Genomic DNA, 18,899 nt, shown 5'->3' with positions numbered 1-18,899 from the left:
GGGCTTCGGGCGGCTGTTCACCGGTGCGGCGGGCGCCTGGCCGGTCAGTCGCGCGGCAGGGCGCGCACGCCCTCCAGGAGGAGGCTCACCCCTCCGGGGTGGCGGGGGTCGTGGGCGATGCCCCCGCTGAGCACGTCGGCGGAGGCGACCACGCGCGGGAACCGCTCCGCGGGCAGGGCGAGCGCGCGGGCCAGGCGCCGCCCGGCCGTGGCGGGACCGGCGCCGCAACCGGCGGCCACGGCGACCGCAGACCCGAGCAGCAGCAGCGCGAGCTCGGCGGCCCTGCGCCCGGTGAACCCGGCCCGCTCCAGCAGCGCGAGCACCCGCTCGGCCAGTCCCGCGCCCGCGTGACCGGACAGCACCCTGGTCTGGACCAGCGGCGCGAGCGCGGGGGTCAGGTGCAGCGCCCCGACGAGGTCCTCCAGCAGGGCGCGCAGGTCCTCGGCCCAGTCGGGGCCGTCCTGGCGCAGCGGGACGGCGGCTGCCGCGTGCTCGGCGAGGGCGTCGAGCAGGGCGTCCTTGTTGGTGAAGTGCCAGTAGAGGGCCATCGGGGTGACGCCGAGCTCGACGGCGAGGCGGCGGATGGTGACCGCGCCGAGGCCCTCGGCCCCGCTGATCGCGGTGGCCCGGCGCACGACGGCGGCGCGGGTGAGCCGGGGTGCCGTGCTTCGCGTCGCCACGGGTCGACCGTACTCACGGAAAGGGGCCAGGGGACGGGACTTCGGGGTCGGGACTGCGTGAAAAGCGTTGCGCCGCAGTGCCGTGCGCGGCGGCGGGGTGGAGTTCTTCACCGATGACGGGGAGAAATCCGGCCGGGAGGGGCCTCCCGGCCGGAGACGGGTCAGGTCATCGCGACGGCCATGACCGCCATGCCCAGGCTCATCGCGCTCTCCACGGCCGGTGCCGCCGCTCGCCGCCGGGTGCCGGGCGCGCGGCCCGCGTCGAGCGCTCGGGCCAGCCAGGCGGTGCCGGCGATCGCGAACAGCACGGCGAGGGCCAGGCCCACGGCGGTCACGTGCGCGGGGACGCCCGCGCCCGCGTCGACGGTGGTCGTGGCGCCGCCGTGGTGGTCGTGCGCGCCGCCACCGCCGCCGGAGGACGGCTCGCGCATGGCCAGCGGCATGACCACGACCATCCACGCCATGCCCGCCATCATCACCGCGTGGTGGGCCAGCTCGACCCGGCCGTGCCCGGCGCAGGCCCGGCCGCCGATCGCGGCCAGCGCGGCGAACCAGGCGGCGGCGACGGCGAACAGGGCGGTCTGCGGCACGGGCGCGAACGCCATCGTGGCGGGCCAGGCCATGAGGACCATGCCCGCGCACATCAGGGCGTGCAGCACGGAGCCGACCCGGTCCACGAGCCCGCCGTCGCGCCACAGGCGCACCAGGTGGAAGCCGCAGGCGAGCGCGTAGGCGGCGGTGAGCGCGACGCGCAGCACGATCTCGTCGATCACGCGGGGACCCCCTGCTCCTCGGTGGTGGCCGTGCCCTCGTCCTGGCCCCCATCGTCGGCCGCCGTGACCGGTCCGGCTTCCGCGTGCGTGCCCTCTTGGCCGTTGCCCCGCCGCGCGCCGAGCGCGACGTCGAGCGCCAGGAAGCCCAGGAGCGGGACGCCGAGCAGCGGCAGGTAGTAGCCGACGACCGCGGCGGCGACGACCAGCGGGGCGAGCACCCGTCCCGGCGTCCTGCGCCACCCGCCGCGCGCGGGCGCCCGGCCGAACCGGGCGCCGCCCCTGGTGGGCCTGCGCTGCCACCACATGCGGTAGCCCCAGCACACCAGGGCGATGAGGGCGAGGGCGAGCGCGGTGAGGACGAGCTGGTTGGGCAGGCCGAACAGCAGGCCCATGTGGGCGTCGATGCCCCAGCGGGTGAGCTTGGCGGCGAGGGGGTAGTCGGCGAAGCGCAGCACGTCCAGGACCTCGCCGGTGACCGGGTGGATCGCGGCCGAGTCCTGCTTCTCGGGCCAGCTGCGCTGGACCTGCTGCACGACGTACGCCTTGCCCTCGGCGGGCGGGCGGACCTCGACGGGGTCGGTGAGGCCGACGGCGAGCGCGGCGTCGCGGGCGGCCTGGAGGCCGATGTCCCGGCCTCCGCCGGTCGTGGTGATCGCCGAGGTGACCGCCGGGGTGGTCCAGTCCAGCGCGGTGCGGACCTCGCCGATGGTGGCGCCCGCGTGGGCGGACCAGGTGAGTCCGGTGGCGGACAGGAACAGCAGGCCCGCGGCGGCCCACAGGCCGAGCGCGCCGTGCCAGGACAGGGTTCTGCGGCGACCGGCGGGCGCGGGTTGCGGCAGGACCAGCTCGCGCTTGCGCTTGCGGCGCCTGCCGATCCACAGCGCCAGGCCGGCGAGCACGACGACCCACAGCCAGCTGGCGGCCAGTTCGCTGTAGAGCCTGCCGAACTCGCCGAGGTGCAGGTCGCGGTGCAGGGTGTCGATCCAGCCGCGCAGCGGGAGGGCCTGACCGGAGCCGTAGGTCTCGTGCTGCCCGCGCACCTCGCCGGTGTGCGGGTCGACGAACACGGTCTGGTAGTAGCTCTCCCGCTGCTCCGGGAGCTTGAAGATCACCTGGGTGCTGTCGGTCGGGGTCGGGCCGGGTCGGACGCCGGTGAGCCTGCCGTCCGGGACGAGCGCGGCGGCGATGCCCGCCTGCTCGTCGAGCGAGAGGGAGGTGTCACCGGCCGGGACGCGCAGCTCGTGGTCGTAGACGGCGCGTTCCAGCTGCGGCGTGAAGACGTAGGCGATCCCGGTGACGGCGGCGACGACCAGGAACGGTCCTATGAGGACACCGGCGTAGAAGTGCAGGCGCAGCAGGAGCGCGCGGAGCGCGGGCCAGGCGGGTTCGTCGGGACCTCGGCGCGTGCTGGTCCCGTCAGGTGAGGCGCGGGGCGTTCCCCGTTCGGCGATGGTCATCGTGCTCCCTTCGGTCGCCGCTCAACCGCAGTGGTCGGACGGGTGGGGCTTCCGGTTCCGGGGAGTGGGTTGTTCGTCGCGCCCGAGTCGGCTCCGGGGACGCCTTTCGACTGGGTTTCGCAATGTTTCGGACGGCCCGCACGTGCCGTTTTCCGAAGTCCAGAGGTGCTTTGAGCCTTGTCAGAGCAAGTTCGGTCAGTATATGTTTCGGTTAAGACTCCTAAAACTTTCAGCCACTCCTCCCCCACGAAGGTGCTGAACCATGAAGCTGACATCGAGGTCAGTTCCGAGGACCGCCCTGGGCGCCGCCCTGCTGTCGGTCACGACGCTGGGCGCCGCGCTGCTGGTGAACGCGCCCGTCGCGCAGGCGGCGACCACGCTGGGCGCGTCGGCGGCCGAGAGCGGCCGGTACTTCGGGGCCGCCGTGGCCGCGCACAAGCTCAGCGACTCGGTCTACACGGGCATCCTCAACTCGGAGTTCACCTCGGTCACGCCCGAGAACGAGATGAAGCTCGACGCGACCGAGCCGACGCAGGGGCAGTTCACGTACACCAGCGCGGACCGGATCGTGGCGCACGCGGCGGCGCGCGGCATGAAGGTGCGCGGGCACACCCTGGCGTGGCACTCGCAGCAGCCGGGGTGGATGCAGTCGATGGAGGGCGCGCCGCTGCGGTCGGCGATGCTGAACCACGTCACGCAGGTCGCCACGCACTACCGGGGCAAGATCGACTCGTGGGACGTGGTGAACGAGGCGTTCGCCGACGGCGATGGCGGCGGCAGGCGCGACTCGAACCTGCAGCGGACCGGCAACGACTGGATCGAGGCCGCGTTCCGCGCCGCCCGCGCGGCGGACCCTGGCGCCAAGCTCTGCTACAACGACTACAACACCGATGACTGGACGCACGCCAAGACGCAGGCGGTGTACCGCCTGGTGCAGGACTTCAAGACCCGCGGCGTGCCGATCGACTGCGTGGGCTTCCAGTCCCACTTCAACCCGGCGAGCCCGGTCCCGTCGAACTACCAGACGACGCTGGAGAACTTCGCCGCGCTGGGCGTGGACGTGCAGATCACCGAGCTGGACATCGAGGGCTCGGGTTCGGCGCAGGCGAGCAACTACGACCGCGTGACGCGGGCGTGCCTGGCGGTGGCCCGGTGCAACGGGATCACGGTGTGGGGCATCAGGGACACGGACTCCTGGCGAGCCTCGGGCACCCCGCTGCTGTTCGACGGCAGCGGCAACAAGAAGGCCGCGTACACGTCGGTCCTGGCCGCCCTGAACGGCGGCACCACGCCGCCGACGTCGACCACGACGACGACCACCACGCCCGGCGGTCCGGCGGGGTGCACGGCGACGGTGTCGCTGAACTCGTGGAACGGGGGGTTCGTGGCGACGGTGAAGGTGACCGCCGGGTCGGCGGCGATCAACTCGTGGAACGTCACGACGAACCTGCCGTCGGGGGTGTCGGTGACCGGGTCGTGGAACGCGGAGCGGACCGGGACCAGCGGCGCGGTGCAGTGGCGGAACGCCGCGTACAACGGGAAGGTGGCGGCGGGGCAGTCGACGGAGTTCGGGTTCCAGGGGACCGGGAGCGCGGGGACGCTGACGCCTGGTTGCACGGCGGGCTGAGCTGGCTCTTGACGTTCTCCACGGGGTCCGGCGCACTGGCGCGCCGGGCCCCGTTCACGTTCTCGGGCTCCCGTTGTCAGGCGGGGATCTTCCAGACCCAGCCGCGATTCTCACCGAAGTCGTGAGCGGACGCGATGGACGTGGTCGACGCGGGGAGCTCGACCTCGACCTTGCCGGTGTACTTGGAGTTGTTGAAGATGTCGTTGGAGATCCGGCCGTCGTAGCCCGCGCAGCTGCCGGGCAGCGCGTCGTGCACGAACCCGTCGTCACCGATTCCCTTGAGGGAGTACGGGTTGAACAGCAGAGGCGCGACGCTCTTCCCGTTCTCGCTCATCTCGCCGGTGGTGAGCGAGACGTGCAGCAGGAACGTCTTCCTCCCGTCGGACGCGGGCGTTCCGAACTCATCGCACTCCGGCGAGACCTCGATCTCGTCGACCGTGAACTTGACCTTGCACGATTCGAGGTCGCTCGCGCAGTCGATGCCTGCCGCCTGGCCGACCTCCTTGGGCAGGAACCCCTGTGCCGTGAGAGCGGCGCGCGGTGACGACGAGGTGGTCGCCTGCGCCGGAGAGGTGCCGCTCGGCGAGGGCACGGGCGCAGGCGATCCGCCACCCGAGGCGCCGCTGGAACAGGCGGACAGGGCCAGCGGGAACAGCAGGGCGGCCACAGCCGTCGTGGTGCGCGGGCGAGGACGGGAGGCGATCATGGGAGTACTCCTGGGCGAGCAGGACGTCGGATTTTGCGCTTACGCGAAACCCATCGGTGAACCCGCTTGCCCATTACACACAGAGACCGCAGTTAGCTAGAAAGAGCTACAAATACTCCAAAGAGTGACCTTCTGTCAGGTCACATGATGGGCACCTTCACGCCCATCAGGCAGGAAACTCAGCGTCGTACGCCATGTACGTCAACGCTGGAGGAGCGAGCGCGACACACCAACTGAGCTCCGGCTGCGCCCGCCTTACTCACTCGCCCCTCCAAGCCGAACGCGAGGCCACTCTCGTAAGCCAGGTGGTTGAAGTCGTGACGCGCCACCTCGACGACCACCTGACTACGCCTCCAACGCGAGCTTGCGCTTCAACCACTCCGGAATCTTCCCCTCCGCACGGGGAAAGTGCTCAAGGTCCAACGCGTACGCGCTCCCCCTGAGCCGCGGGATGAAACCCGGCTCGCTGTCGTAGTCGTACTCGACCCGGTACCGCCCCGGCGGTTCAACCGTCACGGTAGCGGTGAACCACGTCCCCACACCCTCCACGTACATCCCACCGCGCAACCGCTTGAGCAGCCGCATGGCCTGCACAGGCGGTACCATCTTGCGCCGCTCACCGCTCTCATCCGCTCACAGGAACGTAGCGGTATCAACACCAACCGTGGACCGGAAGGACAACTGGAGCCACCGCCCCCCTCAGGCGCAGCGGACACCAGCTCCCCCACCGACCTCGTGAACGATCTCCTGCTGCTCCCCCGGCCCCAGAACTTCGCTCACAACCACCGCTCCCCGCTCTCCGAAACTCCCGGAACAACATCTCACTCGGACCAGTCGGAAACGTGCTTCTCTTTACGCGGGAACAACTCCAGTTCACGGAGGCACACCTCAACAGGCGGCGGCGTGACGAAGTCCGGCATGGTGTCACGCCAGCAAGCCAATGGTCTCCATGCGCAACAACCCACATAACGCCGTGTGCTAGCCAACAGCCCCGTATACGACCTGGACGTGGTTCCACCCGGCGGGCAACTCGAACGCCAACCGCTCGGTGATCGCGGCCAGCACCCGTTCCTGCTCCCCGACGCCTAACGTCTCACCCCGCCCATCACCGGACGTCAAGCCCTCGAACGCACCCGGAACCAGTCCGGCACGTACTCCGGATCACGCGGAAAGCGCCTCAACTCCAGAGCGATCTCGCCAGGAGGCGGAACCGCGGAGAAAGCAGGCTCCTGCTCCCACTCGTAGCTCACCGAGTACCTACCCGGCCGTTCGAGCCTGTAGAGGAGGCTGAACCAGGTCCCCTGCCCCTCGCAGTACATCCCACTGCGCAGGTCCTGAAAGCGGTACCAGACCTCGTTCGCCGTGTCCCACCTCCTACCGCAACCACCCGCGACGCGAAGCCCGACCGCCAGGCTCATGTGGTTGCCGACCTGGTGGTGCTGAAGTTCGAGGTAATCCCAGTCCTGCGGCAAGGCGTCCAGAACCATCCCGGTCACCTCGTCCAGGATCTCCTTCTGCTGCAAGGGGTTGAGCTTCTGCCGCTTCGCCATGCCCGGCGGTCCTCTCCGTTCAGCGCTGCCGAGGGCGCGCTACGCGCTCGGCGGGGCGCTCTGCGCCTGGTGCTCGGCCTCAGCGACCTCCGCGAGCCGCAACTGCTCCCGGAGCCAAGCCGGGACGTGCTCGTCATCGCGCGGAAATGCCTCCAGATCCCTGGCGTACGCGACCGGGTGCAGCGGAGGCTTCCAGCCGGGCTCCTCGTCGAAGTTGAACCCGATCTGGTGCTCACCATCCGGGAACACCGTCAACCTCGCCGACAACCACGTCCCCCGCCCCGGCTCGTACATCAGCCGCCGCGCCCGCACGAGATCGTTGCCGACCACCTTCGGCAACCGCATCGACAGAGGCTCGCCCCCACCGTCGGAACTGACCCGCACCCCGAACAGGTGGATCATCGTGCAGAGGTGGGCATCCACGTCGACCCTCGTCCACCCACGGGGCGCCTCGGCCGCGAGCGCCGTGACAGCCCGCTCCAGGTGCATCGACCAACTCCTATCGGCAGAGCAGCGGCCGAGAGCTTCCCACCAGGAAACTCTGAGCCACTGCCATAAGCGCAGAAATCGTTTGCGCAGATCAGGAGTTCGAACGAGCGCGAAGCCAGTCAGGAGCCCTCTCCGCACCGGGAAGCCCCAGTTCCACGAGGTAAGACTCGGCCGAAGGCTCAGTGCCCCAAACCGGCTCGTCGGTGCGGTTCGTGGACACCTTTTCCCGACCGTCGCTGAAGAGCTCGGCCTTCGCTGAGAACCATGGACCGTGCTCGGTGCGTCGGGTCATGGTGCGCAACTCGTGGAACCGATCGGCCACCGCCTGTGGCGGGGTCCACCGACTCATCACGCCCACCGTGTTCTGCACGAGCGTGGCCACCTCGGTGTGGTCACCGATCTCGCGGAACTGCACCTGCGCGTACGACCACCCCGCAGGGAGCACTTGGCGCAACTGGTTGGCGACCCGCTTGACCTGGTTCGCCTGCTCCTCGTAGTCCACCCGGTCAGGCAGGGCAGGCGGCTCGATGCCCATCGCCTCCAAGGCCCAGCGCGGGGTGTTCTCCGGAGTGCGCGGCCACCGAAGCAGGTCGTCGGCCAGCACTGACGGATCGATCGGCGGATCCCAGACGGGATCGACTTCGAAGTTGAGGTCCACGCGGTAGTGGTCCGGCGGGGTCATGGTGAAGCGGATCGAGAACCAGGTCCCCGCTCCGGGCTCGTGCAGCAAGTGACGAAGGTCGACGAACGGAGCGCGTACCTCCTCGGGCATCTCCACGGGCACGAAAGACCCGTCACCGAGCACGGTGGCGAAGGTGAAGTCCTCGACGTCAGCCGCGAACGACACCTTCAGATCCATGACGGCCCACCCCGGCGGCGCGACCGTGAGCAGCTTGCCACCGACCCAGTCGAGCGCACGTCCGGCTTGATCCTGGCGCTCTTCCTTGCTCACCATCGGTTCGCCGACGCCATCAAGGTGTTCCGCCTGTCGTTGAGGCTGCGCTGGGGGTTCCGGTTGAGACATTCTGGAAACTCCTGTAGTGGACAACAGGTTGGTTGGTCGCCTTGTCCAGACGCTGCTCGACAACGTAGTGCCGGTCCGGCGTCCGCCCCTCACTGGCCTCACTCGCCCAGACGCGGACGCGTTCGATCCTCTCGCCGCTGTCGTGCGCCGCCTTGCGGTCGATCTCCATCTGCCGCCAGCTGTCCTTGTACGTGCTCAGGGGATCTGTGGTCGGCCTGAGTAGGTTGTTCTGGCGGTAAGCCTGCGTGTGCAGGCCGACGGCCTCGTTGACCGAACTGGACACGTGATCCTGCGTGTGCCCACCACGCCACTGGCCACCGTGATCCACATTCCCGTAGTGACCCACCCTCCTCTGCACGACATCATCACGACTCACCTTGTGTGGATCACCGTAATGAGGCTCGAAGGACACTGCAGCGTTGCCGATAGCGTCGGAGTGGAAAACTCGATCGCCAACTTGGTAGCGGGTCTCCGCCAGCGGAAGCCCAGCGCTTTCCCTGAGGACCGGCTGATTGTTCGCGTCCAGGATCGGGTCACCATTGGAGTCGAGCGCAGGCACGTAGCGCCGCATGGTGTCCCTGTTGCCCAGCTCAGGGTTCTGGTCCGTCCAGGTTTCGATGTGCGTGAACTGCGACCTGCCGTCAGGCGTGACCTCCGGCGAGGTGTGGAAAACGCCGTGCAGCCTCGCGCCTTCAGGTGTGGTCCGGTGAACCTCGTACCGGTGATCGGGCTCCAGATCGGCGCGATTGCTGAAGGAGGACGAGGTGGCGTCCCACCCGTCGACCCGCCTGTAGTTGGACCCACCCGGCAGGTACTTGGGATCGTCAGGAAGACCGAAGTTGTCCAGGTCGAAGCGCGGTCTGCCGGTGTCGTCCGTGCGGAAGGTGAACGGCTCCCCATCCGTGTGGACCCGGTACTCGACATCGGGCAGCGTGTGACTGGCATCCGGGTTCGAGATCGGACCGCCGGGGTGGCCCGTGCGCGTGTTGTCGGTGTGGGCATCGACGTGGGTGACGCGAGGCGGGGTGGAGTCATCGGTGTAAACCGTCGTCCTGCGCCCATCGCTGTCGGTGATCTCGTACCTGGTCCGAGGCTCGAGGTCCGGGGTGTGCGCTGGCGGGTGGTAGAACGGCTGTCCCGAGGGGACGGTTCTCGAATCGGTCCTGGTGTGCTGCGGTTCCTGCCAGTCGATGTCCTGATGGGTGGGCACGGCTCGATCACCGGGCAGTGCAGCGCGGTCCCGCGCGTTGTCGGGGCCCGCGTGGTCGGCGCGATCGGTGTCACGGGTGCCTGGGACGTACCCGTCGTCGCCAGCGCGGGTGGTGGTGCCGTCCGGGCGGTGGGTGTTCCACTCGCCGTTCGGGGGGATCCTGGGGCGGCGGGTGCCGTCTGGGCCTACCTCGGCGTCGCTGGTGTAGACGCGGCCGGCGTTGTCGGTCCAGGCGGGTTTGGTGGGGGCCAGGACGTCTGCGTTGGTGTGGCGGGAGAGGCGGTCGGCGAAGGTGTTGGAGCCTGCGTCGCAGCCGATCAGGCGGATCGGGGTGCGGCCGTCCCAGCCGGTGCGGCGCAGGAGGTCGCCGTACTGCTCCGGGGTGTAGGTGTGGTTGCCGATTCTTGCTCGGCCGTCGGGGGTGATGTGGACGTCGGCGGTGAAGTAGCGCGGGTCCGGGAGGACTCGGTGGGGGAGGTCGCCCATGTTCGGGTCGCCCCGGTGGTGGGAGACGCCTGACGGGGTGGTTTCGCCGTGGTGGGCGTGGGCCTGGTCGATGGTCGGGGTGTCGTGGTGGGGGTGGACGCCGTAGTCGGGCGCGTCGGGGCGGTTCGAGTCCGGGTGGTGCGCGTCGGGGCGGTTCTGGGCGGGGTGGGGTGCGTCCGGGCGGCCTGCGTCCGGGCGTGAGGGGTCCGGGCGGCCTGCGTCCGGGGTGCGGTGCGGGGCGTCCTGGCGGGGCGGGGTCCACGGGTCTGCCGCGCGGGGGCGGGCGCCGTCCGGAGGTGGGGCGGTGGGGCGGGTTCCGCTCGGGGTGGTGCTGTGGTTCGGGGTGTTCGCGCTTGGGGTGGTGCCGTGGTTCGGGGAGTGCGGGGTGCCCGGTGTGCCGTGGGGCGGGGCTGCGGGAGTGTGCGGGGGCGGGGTTGCGGTGCTCGTCCCGGTGTGGCCTGGGGTGTGGTTCGAGGGGCGGGTGGGGTCCGGGGTGCGGGTGGTCGGGGCGCCTGAGTTCAGGTCGCCGCGGTGGCCCGGTGTGCCCGTCCAGCCCTGGCCGCCCTGGCGTGGGGCGCCCGACGCGGTGGTGTTCGGGGTGCCCGCCGACGACGAGGGGGTGCCGCCCGCGTGGGTGGGTTGGGTCGGGATCTGCGGCTGGGAGGGCTGGGTGTGCTGCGGGGCCGCGGGGTGGGTCGGGCGGGGCGGGGCGTCCGGGGTCGAGGAGGACGCTGTGGTCTGACCGCGTGGCGCGGGGGACGGGGTGTCGGTGCGCGGGGTGGGTCCGCCGCCGGTGGGGGTGTTCGGGTGGGCAGGCGCGCCGGACGGGGGGTTGCCCGCGGGCAGGTCGGGGTCGCGGCCTGCGCGTGGGGCGCCGGGCATCGGGTCGCCCACGTCGCGGCGGGGTGACGACGTCGGGGTGTCCACCGGGGCGTGCGAGGAGGTCGTGGTGTCCGCGGCGGGGCGGCTCGACGGGGTGGGTCCGCCGTCGGGCTGGGTGGCGCGGCTCGGGGCGCCCGGTTCCGGAGTCGTGCCGCGGGGTGAGGCGCCCGGCGCGTCGGCGGTGGACGTGTCGGTGCGCGGGGCGGTGGCGCCGGGGGTGTCCGCGGCGGGGGTGTTCGTGGTCGGGCGGCTGGAGCCCGGCGTGTCCGCGCCAGGACCGCCAGGGGTAGCGGGGGAATCAGGAGAACCAGGGGCGTCAGAACCGTCGGGGCCGTCGCCCCTGCCACCGGGAGCGCTCCCGCCCGGCAGGTCCGCCCCTCCCCCGCCACCACGCCGCACGAAACCGCCGGGGATCACGCTGCTCGGGTGCAGCACGTCCAGGCCGGTCACCTTGCCGGCGATCTTGCCGACCACCTTGGCGATCTTCTCGAACACCTCCACCAGCCTCGCGATCATCGGCGAGACCTTCTTGATGGTGTTCAGCAGCTTCTGCACGATCTCCGCGATCCGCGCGCCCCACTTCGAGATCGCCGTGATCGCCTGCGCCACGATCACCGGCGTCCCGAAGCCGAGGGAGAACACCGCCTCCAGCACCCAGGCGATCAGCTTGCCCACCAGGTCGGCGATCAGGTCGCGCACGAACTCGCGCACGAACGCCACCACCATGCCCATCAGGCCGACCACGGTGCCGACCGCGCCCGCCGCCGACGCCGCGCCCGACAGCGCGTCGCCGTGCTCGGCCGCGCTCCGGCGGTAGGCCTCGGCGGCCGGGCCGGTCCAGCCCTCGGTGCCCGTGCGCACCGCCGACGCGTAGTCCTCCGCGACCGCCTTCAGCTCCTGCGCGACGTTGTTCCACGTCTGCGAGTAGGAGTCGATCACCGGCGGGTTGCCCGCGAGCCAGTCCAGCATCTGCTTGAGCGGCTGCATGTGCTCCATCAGGAACGACGCCGCCGACGACAGCAGCGTCCCGAACGGGTCCACCGCGAGCGAGGCCGCGTCCGCGACCAGGCCCACCGTGCCCAGGCCCGCCTCGATCCAGTTGCCCTCGGCGAAGCCCTTGTAGGTGTCCATCGCCGACTCGGCCAACGAGATGCCCGTGGCCCACCCGTTGTCGCCGGTCCCCGCGTTGAACAGCCCGTCCGGCTCGGCCGGAGCCTGCGCCACCAGTGGATTCTCGCCAGCCACAGCCAACCGCCCCCTCGGTCGCCGTCGGGCCGCGTCGGTCACCACTCCGACGTGCGTCACCCGAACGTGCGGCACGATTTTGACCCAAAAGGGGGCAGAGCAACCGCGTTTCGTCAAAAGACGCCGGAAATTCACGATCAGCGGGAACAGTGATCACCTCACAGTGGAGTGTGCGCCACGTCACACCAGAGCAACGCAGCACTCACCCCGCCCGGACACTCAAGCCGGGTGTGACGACCGGAACCAGGGGACGGACCTCAGAGGTGGTGGACGGCGCGGAACCCGGCGCGGGACCACCCGACAGCGCGCGAGCGGAACCGGAGAGCGACGCCGAGCTGTGGCGGCGCGCCGCGCACGGCCCGGCCGGACCCGCGCGCGCCGCGTTCACGGCGCTGTTCGAGCGGCACGCCGAGGCCGTGTGGAACCACGCGCACCGGCTCACCGCCTCGTGGACGGCGGCCGACGACCTGCTCTCGCAGGTCTTCCTCGCCGCCTGGCGCTCGCGCGCCAAGGTGGTGCTGACCCGCGACTCCGCGCTGCCCTGGCTGTACACCGTGACCGCGAACCTGGTGCGCACCGAGCACCGCTCCGGCTCGCGGCTGCGCCAGGTGCTGCGCCTGGTGGGACCGCCCGCGCCGCAGCACGACCACGCCGAGCGGGTCGCCGACGCGGACGCCGCCGAGGACCGGCTGCGCCGGGTGGTGGCCGCGGTCGACCGGCTGCCCCGCTCCGAGCGCGAGATCGCCCGGCTGTGCCTGCTCGGCGGGGTGGGCACGGCCGACGCCGCGCAGCTGCTGCGCATCACCGAGGCGAGCGTGCGCTCCCGCGTCGCCCGCGCCCGCGCCCGTCTGCGCGACCTGACCGAGGAGGACGACCGTGGCTGAGCACGGGACCGAGCACGACGCCGAGTTCGCCCCGCCGGGGCGGCGGCTGCCCGAGGCGACGCGCGACGCGGCGCTGCTGCGGTTGCGCGAGGGCATGGCGGAATCGCCGCGCCGGGTTCCTGCGGCTGCGGCCGTGGTGGGTGCGCTCGCGCTGGTCGGCGCGGGACTCGCGGGGGCCCTGGTCGGTGAGCTGCGCACCGACCTCGGGACGGCCGGCTCCAGCGAGCCGCCGTCCCCGGTCCAGGAGTTGCTGATGCCGGACAGCAACCAGCGTTACCGGGTGGAGACGGGGCCGTCGAGCGAAGAGCCCGTTTGTCGCCCGGAAGGGGACGGGATTCCCCCGGTCGAGGGGTGGACGCGGCTGGTCACCGGGCAGCACCTCGGGGTCGTCGTGACCGTCTACGACACGCCCGCCGGGGTGCTGTTCTGCGAGCGCACGCCGAAGTCGACGAGCTGGACCGGGCCGGTCGCCGATCCGGGCTCGCTGGCGGTCGCGTTCACCACCGCCAACGGCACGATCGCCGGGTTCACCGGGGCCGACGAGCGGCCGTTCGGGCTGTTCGACGGGCAGGGGTCGGCCTACCCGGCGCGGGCGGGGCGGATCTTCCTGGCGCCCGCCGAGTTCCGGCCGGGGAGCGGGCTGGTGGCCCAGTACGAGGTGCGCGACTCGGCGGAGGTCCAGGTCGAGGAGCCGCTGACGCCTCCGGCGGTGGCGGAGCGGCGGTTGCTGGCGGACGCGGGCGCGGGCACGCCGTGGACCTGCCGGAACGGGCGGGCGCCGCTGGTGGACCCGGAGTTCTGGACGGCCGGGCCGGACGTGCCGGTGCGCGTGGGCGAGTCGGTGCAGATCGCCCGGATGGGCGAGCTGCTCGCGGTGTGCTCACCGGACGACGCGCCTTCCGCGCACGAGCCGCTGCTGGAGGAGGGGAACCTCAGTCCGGGGCGGGTGCGCGGGGGCGGGGTGATCGGGGTGACGGTGTTCCACAGCTTCACCTCCGAGCTGAACCCGGAGTCCGGGCTGGTGCAGACCGAGTCCACGTCGCGGGCGCTGGTGGGGCTCGTGCTGGACGGGCGGGTGACGAGCGTGGAGCTGGTGACGCCGGGCGCGCCGCCGGTTGCGGCGGTGGTGTCGGGCGGGTCGTTCGTGCTGGTGAGCGAGCTGCTGGCGGTGGACGACCGGGGTGCGGCGAGCGCGGAGCTGGTGACGCGCGACGCGAGCGGGCGGGAGGTCGGGCGCGTGGTGGCGCCGGTGTAGCGGGCCATCCGGGTCGCGCGCCGCTCAGCGGGCGGCGCGCGACCGGCTCACTCCGGGGGCGGGACAGCGACCAGGCGGACGCCGTGGGACAGGCGCGGGCCCATGCGCTTCTCGGCGGCTCAGGCGGGTGGCGGCGCCGTGCTCTCGCGGTGCACCAGCCAGGTCGGCACCAGGCTCGTGCCGACCTCCTGCGGCTCGTGCCTGACCTGGCGCAGGACCCGTTCCACGCAGCGCCGCCCCACCTCGGTGAAGTCCTGGTGCACCGTGGTCAGCGGCGGGATGTAGGAGGTCGCGTCGGGGAGGTCGTCGAAGCCGACGATGCTCACGTCGCGCGGCACCACCTTGCCCTTGGCGTGGAACGCCCGCAGCAGGCCCAGGGCCATCTGGTCGTTCGCCGCGAACACCGCCGTGCAGCCCGGTTCCTCGGCCAGCTCCAGGCCGATCCGGTAGCCGGAGTCCGCCGACCAGTCGCCCCTGCGCAGCGGCGGCACCGGAAGACCCGCCTCCTCCAGGGTCTCGCGCCACGTCTGCGCCCGGCGCTCCGCCGCGAAGGACTCCTCGGGGCCCGCGACGTGCCAGACGGTGCGGTGGCCCAGGTCGACCAGGTGCCTGGTGGCCAGTCTGGCGCCGTGCGCCTGGTCGGTGTCGACCACGTTGTAGCGGTCGCCGCCGTTCGAGTCCACGACGATCACCTGCACACCGGGCGGCAGGGTCACGGTCGCGGCGTCGAGCAGGTGCACTTCCATGATCACGATGACCGCGTCGACGGCCAGCTCGTCGAGCCTGGTGAACGCGCCCAGCACGCCGTCCTGGGTGGGCACCGCGACCGGGATGAGCGTGATCGCGTAGCCCTCGGCGGCCGAGTGCGCGACGATCGCCTCCAGGGTGCGGCTGTTGCCGACCGTGGCTAGGGTGAACAGGATGACGCCGATGGTGCGGAACTCGCCGTACTTCAGCGCCCGCGCGGCGCTGTTGGGGCGGTAGCCCAGTTCCCGCATGGCGGTGAGGACCTGCTCGCGGGTGCTGCCGACGACGCTCGCGTGGCCGTTCGCGACGCGGGAGACGGTCTGCGCGGACACCCCCGCGAGCGCGGCGACGTCGGCCATGGAGACGCGGCGGCGCACTCCCGGCTCCAGCGGGGTCCTGCGGTTCGCACTCACGCCTGCTCCTCCCCAGGGTCAGCGTTGACCCGCGCGGCATCGCGCCCGGTCCTCCCCCGTTCCGACGCGTGACATCGTTGTCGGTTCCCGAGTTCGGTCGAAACCGGGGCGGGTGTGGAAGCCCCGCGCACCGAGGGGCGGTGCGCGGGGCGGTCCGTCACGCCTCCGTGTGGCCCAGTTCGGGGCCCGACCTGAAGTGCGCGACGGTGGTCGCGGCGGTGGCCGTCTCCAGCACCGCCAGCTCGTTGGCGCCCGCGCGGAGCACCGGAGCGGGCACGTACAGCGTGCGCTGCGGCCCCAGGGACCAGTAGCGGCCGAGGCAGAAGCCGTTGACCCAGGCGATCCCCTTGCCCCAGTCCAGGGTGTCGAGGAACAGGTCCGCGGGCCCGTCCAGGTCGAACCGCGCGCGCCGCAGCACCGGGCCCGCGCCGCCGTCCGGCGTGGGGGCCGCGTCGGGCGGGGTGCCCAGCTCGATCGGCAGGACGTCCCAGCCGGTCAACGGCTTCCCGTTCAGGGTCGCGCCGCCGATGACGCCCTTGGCCTCGCCCAGGCGCGGGCCGTAGTTGACCCGGCCCATGTCCTCGACCAGCAGGACCAGCTCGCCGCTGGCCTTGTCCAGGCCGAGGGCGCGCTCGTGGTTCTGCCGCAGCAGGGTCCCGACCGGCTGGCCGTCCAGGAACACCGACACGCGGTCGCGGACCTCGCCCAGCACCAGCGTCGCGGGCACGTCGCTGTCCACGGTGGTCCGGTAGAGGGCCATGCGGGGCATGGACTCCAGCTCGTCCAGCTCGGGCAGCGCCTCGTGCCGCTCCCAGGTCCCCCACGACTCGGGGGCCTTGAGGGCGTACGCGCCCGCGTCCAGCTCGACGCTGAACTCCGGCGCGGGCTTCGCGGGCGGCGGCGCCTCGCCGGGGACGGGCGCGTAGCGGGCGATGACCTCGCGGAACGCGTGGTACTTGGCCGTCGGGTTGCCCGCCTCGTCGAGCGGGGCGTCGTAGTCGTACGAGGTGATCGTCGGCTGGTAGACGCCCTTGTCGTTGGCGCCGCTGGTGAGGCCGAAGTTGGTGCCGCCGTGGAACATGTAGATGTTCACCGACGCGCCCGCCGCGAGCAGCGCGTCCAGCTCGGCGGCGCTGTCCTCGGCGGAGGTGGTGTGGTGCCGGTCGCCCCAGTGGTCGAACCAGCCGTTCCAGAACTCCGAGCACATCAGCGGCCCGGTGGGCTGGTGGCGGCGCAGCGTGGCCAGGCGCTCGGTGGCGCGCGAGCCGAAGGAACCGGTGCGGTGCAGGCAGTCCAGGCTGCCCTGCGACAGCATCTCGTCGGTCGGCTGGTCCACGGTCGTCAGCGGCACGGTGATGCCGCACTCGCGGGTCAGGTCGACCAGGTGGCGCAGGTAGAACTTGTCGGAGCCGTAGGCGCCGTACTCGTTCTCGATCTGCACCAGCACGACCGGGCCGCCGCGGTCGATCTGCAGCGGCGTGACCACGTCGTAGACGCGGCGCAGGTACGCGCTGACGGCGCCCAGGTAGCGGGGCTCGCTGCGGCGCACGCCGACCTCGGGGTCGCGGTAGAGCCACGCGGGCAGGCCGCCGTTGTCCCACTCGGCGCAGATGTACGGGCCGGGGCGGACGATCGCGTGCATCCCGGCGTCGGCGACCAGGCGCAGGAAGCGCTCCAGGTCGAGCATCCCGGTGAAGTCGTAGGCGCCCTCGACCGGCTCGTGGAGGTTCCACGGCGTGTAGGTCTCGATGGTGTTCAGGCCCATGAGGCGGGCCTTCTCGATCCGGTCGGCCCACAGGTCGGGGTGGACGCGGAAGTAGTGCAGGGCGCCCGCGAGGACGCGGTGCGGCCGGCCGTCGAGCAGGAAGTCGTGCTCGCCGATGATGAACTCAGCCATGGTCGGTCACCACGAGCACGGACCAGGACAGCGGGGACAGGGTGGCGGACAGTGTCGTTCCTTCCTCGGACGCCGTCGCGGTCGCGCCGTCCAGCGCGGTGGGTGCGACTGGCTGGGAGTGCTCGGTGTTGGCGGTGTGCCGGTCGCCGCCGGGCGGGATCGTCACGGTGCGGGCGTCGGCGAGCCGCAGCGCGGCCCCGCGCAGCCGCACCGACACCTCGGCGGACTCCGTGGTGGAGCGGTTGACCAGGAACACCGCGCCCCTGCCGGTCTCGGCGTCGTAGGTCGCCGAGGCGTCGACCTGGTCGACGGGTCCGTGCAGGGCGGTGTCGATGCGCGGGCTGCCGTCGACGGAGAGCTTGAGGCTCGTTCCGGTCGCGTGCGCCGCGGTGAGGCTGAAGGGGTGGAACGTGGTCTGCCGCCACGCCGGACCGCCGGGCTCGCTGCGGATGGGCGCGATGACGTTGACCAGCTGCGCCAGGTTCGCCATGGAGACCCGGTCCACGTTGCGCAGCAAGGAGTTCAGGAGGGTGCCGACGACCACGGCGTCGGTGACGGTGTAGGTGTCCTCGATGACGCGCGGGTGGTGCGCGGGCGGCTGGGCGCGCAGCGCGGGCTGCTCGACCTCGTTCCAGTGCCGCTGGTCCCAGGCGTTCCACTCGTCGACGCTGATGCCGATCTTCTTGTCCAGCCCCAGCTCCGCGAGGACGCCGTCGATGATGGCGGCGGTGCGGTTCAGGTAGCGGTCGAAGGCGACCGAGCTGCCCAGGTAGCTGTCGGCGTCGCCGTCGAACTCCTGGTAGTAGGCGTGCACGGAGATGTGGTCGACCAGCTCGGCGGTGTGGGCGAGCACGGTGCGCTCCCACTGCCCGAAGGTCGGCATCTCCTCGTTGGAGGAGCCCGCGACGACCAGCTCCACGCGCGGGTCGATCATGCGCATCAGGCGGGCGGTCTCGGCGGCGAGGCGGCCGTACTCGTCGGCGCTCTTGTGGCCGATCTGCCAGGGGCCGTCCATCTCGTTGCCCAGGCACCAGAGCGTGATGCCGAAGGGGTGCTCCGCGCCGTTGGCGCGGCGGCGGTCGCTGAGGGCGGTGCCGCCGGGGAGGTTGCAGTACTCCAGGACGTCGGCGGCTTCCTGGATGCCTCGGGTGCCGAGGTTGACCGCGTACATGGGCTCGACGTCGGCCTTGCGCGCCCAGTCCACGAACTCGTGCAGGCCGAAGGTGTTGCTCTCCAGCGTGTGCCACGCCGGGTCGAAGCGGGTGGGGCGGCCTTCGACCGGACCGGTGCCGTCCTCCCAGCGGTAGCCGGAGACGAAGTTGCCGCCGGGGTAGCGCACGACCGTGGGGCCGAGCTCGCGCACCAGCTCCAGGACGTCGCCGCGCAGCCCGGTCTCGTCGGAGGCGGGGTGGCCCGGCTCGTGGATGCCGGTGTGCACCGCGCGTCCCATGTGCTCGACGAACGAGCCGAAGAGCCTGCGCGGCACCGGCCCGATGGCGTCGGCGAGGTCCGCGTCGATGCTGACGACCATGTCGTCCGGTCTCCTGTCCTGGCGGAGGTGCGTGGTGCTCGCG

At 71.7% G+C, this 18,899-nt stretch carries 16 protein-coding genes; 3 read left to right on the top strand and 13 right to left on the bottom strand.

Annotation, left to right across the window (positions count from 1 at the left end):
* Nucleotides 1-44: 44 nt before the first annotated feature.
* From AMIR_RS42710 to AMIR_RS12940, 3 genes are all read right to left on the bottom strand, one after another.
* Nucleotides 45-680 carry a TetR/AcrR family transcriptional regulator gene (locus tag AMIR_RS42710; RefSeq protein WP_041836729.1) on the bottom strand — a complete coding sequence of 212 codons (636 nt, stop codon included), beginning with the start codon at nt 678-680 and terminating at the stop codon, nt 45-47.
* Nucleotides 681-841: 161 nt separating this feature from the next.
* Nucleotides 842-1,453 (bottom strand): DUF5134 domain-containing protein, encoded by a 612-nt coding sequence (locus tag AMIR_RS12945; RefSeq protein WP_015801414.1) that lies wholly within the window; start codon nt 1,451-1,453, stop codon nt 842-844.
* Nucleotides 1,450-2,910 (bottom strand): PepSY-associated TM helix domain-containing protein, encoded by a 1,461-nt coding sequence (locus tag AMIR_RS12940; protein ID WP_015801413.1) that lies wholly within the window; start codon nt 2,908-2,910, stop codon nt 1,450-1,452. Before AMIR_RS12940 ends, AMIR_RS12945 begins: the two co-directional genes overlap by 4 nt.
* A 262-nt stretch (nt 2,911-3,172) precedes the next feature.
* Between AMIR_RS12940 and AMIR_RS12935 the strand changes: the two genes are divergently transcribed.
* Nucleotides 3,173-4,537 (top strand): glycoside hydrolase family 10 protein, encoded by a 1,365-nt coding sequence (locus AMIR_RS12935; protein ID WP_015801412.1) that lies wholly within the window; start codon nt 3,173-3,175, stop codon nt 4,535-4,537.
* 76 nt (nt 4,538-4,613) lie between these two features.
* Here AMIR_RS12935 and AMIR_RS12930 read toward each other — a convergent pair whose 3' ends face one another.
* From AMIR_RS12930 to AMIR_RS12905, 7 genes are all read right to left on the bottom strand, one after another.
* Nucleotides 4,614-5,243 carry a hypothetical protein gene (locus tag AMIR_RS12930; protein ID WP_015801411.1) on the bottom strand — a complete coding sequence of 210 codons (630 nt, stop codon included), beginning with the start codon at nt 5,241-5,243 and terminating at the stop codon, nt 4,614-4,616.
* A 345-nt stretch (nt 5,244-5,588) separates the two neighbouring features.
* Entirely contained in the window at nt 5,589-5,849 is a 261-nt protein-coding gene (locus AMIR_RS12925) for a hypothetical protein (RefSeq protein WP_015801410.1), read from the bottom strand.
* A gap of 372 nt (nt 5,850-6,221) precedes the next feature.
* Complete coding sequence (locus AMIR_RS40185; RefSeq protein ID WP_187313507.1) at nt 6,222-6,362, bottom strand: hypothetical protein; 141 nt, start codon at nt 6,360-6,362, stop codon at nt 6,222-6,224.
* Nucleotides 6,359-6,793, bottom strand: coding sequence for a hypothetical protein (locus AMIR_RS12920; protein WP_015801409.1), 435 nt, complete (start codon nt 6,791-6,793; stop codon nt 6,359-6,361). Before AMIR_RS12920 ends, AMIR_RS40185 begins: the two co-directional genes overlap by 4 nt.
* 39 nt (nt 6,794-6,832) lie before the next feature.
* The gene (locus tag AMIR_RS12915; RefSeq protein ID WP_015801408.1) at nt 6,833-7,282 is read right to left on the bottom strand and encodes a hypothetical protein; all 450 of its coding nucleotides are present in this window, start codon (nt 7,280-7,282) and stop codon (nt 6,833-6,835) included.
* A 91-nt stretch (nt 7,283-7,373) separates the two neighbouring features.
* Entirely contained in the window at nt 7,374-8,237 is an 864-nt protein-coding gene (locus AMIR_RS35600; protein ID WP_015801407.1) for a hypothetical protein, read from the bottom strand.
* A 16-nt stretch (nt 8,238-8,253) separates the two neighbouring features.
* Nucleotides 8,254-12,108, bottom strand: coding sequence for a PPE domain-containing protein (locus AMIR_RS12905; protein ID WP_049796816.1), 3,855 nt, complete (start codon nt 12,106-12,108; stop codon nt 8,254-8,256).
* A 284-nt stretch (nt 12,109-12,392) separates the two neighbouring features.
* Between AMIR_RS12905 and AMIR_RS12900 the strand changes: the two genes are divergently transcribed.
* Together AMIR_RS12900 and AMIR_RS12895 are read left to right on the top strand one after the other, a co-directional pair.
* Nucleotides 12,393-13,013, top strand: a complete 621-nt coding sequence (locus AMIR_RS12900) for an RNA polymerase sigma factor (protein WP_015801405.1) — start codon at nt 12,393-12,395, stop codon at nt 13,011-13,013.
* On the top strand, nt 13,006-14,268 hold the full coding sequence (locus AMIR_RS12895) for a hypothetical protein (RefSeq protein WP_015801404.1): 1,263 nt from the start codon (nt 13,006-13,008) through the stop codon (nt 14,266-14,268). Before AMIR_RS12900 ends, AMIR_RS12895 begins: the two co-directional genes overlap by 8 nt.
* A 119-nt stretch (nt 14,269-14,387) precedes the next feature.
* Here AMIR_RS12895 and AMIR_RS12890 read toward each other — a convergent pair whose 3' ends face one another.
* From AMIR_RS12890 to AMIR_RS12880, 3 genes are all read right to left on the bottom strand, one after another.
* Nucleotides 14,388-15,428, bottom strand: coding sequence for a LacI family DNA-binding transcriptional regulator (locus tag AMIR_RS12890; protein ID WP_015801403.1), 1,041 nt, complete (start codon nt 15,426-15,428; stop codon nt 14,388-14,390).
* Between the two features lie 157 nt (nt 15,429-15,585).
* A complete protein-coding gene (locus AMIR_RS12885; RefSeq protein WP_015801402.1) occupies nt 15,586-17,325 on the bottom strand; it encodes a glycoside hydrolase family 35 protein in 1,740 nt (579 codons plus the stop codon).
* Nucleotides 17,318-18,856 carry an alpha-N-arabinofuranosidase gene (locus AMIR_RS12880; protein WP_015801401.1) on the bottom strand — a complete coding sequence of 513 codons (1,539 nt, stop codon included), beginning with the start codon at nt 18,854-18,856 and terminating at the stop codon, nt 17,318-17,320. Before AMIR_RS12880 ends, AMIR_RS12885 begins: the two co-directional genes overlap by 8 nt.
* Nucleotides 18,857-18,899 lie beyond the last annotated feature (43 nt).

The sequence above is a fragment of the Actinosynnema mirum DSM 43827 genome (assembly GCF_000023245.1).
Taxonomy (GTDB): domain Bacteria; phylum Actinomycetota; class Actinomycetes; order Mycobacteriales; family Pseudonocardiaceae; genus Actinosynnema; species Actinosynnema mirum.
The sequence above is the reverse complement of the archived record's forward strand: the minus strand, read 5'-3'. Positions and strand labels throughout refer to the sequence as shown.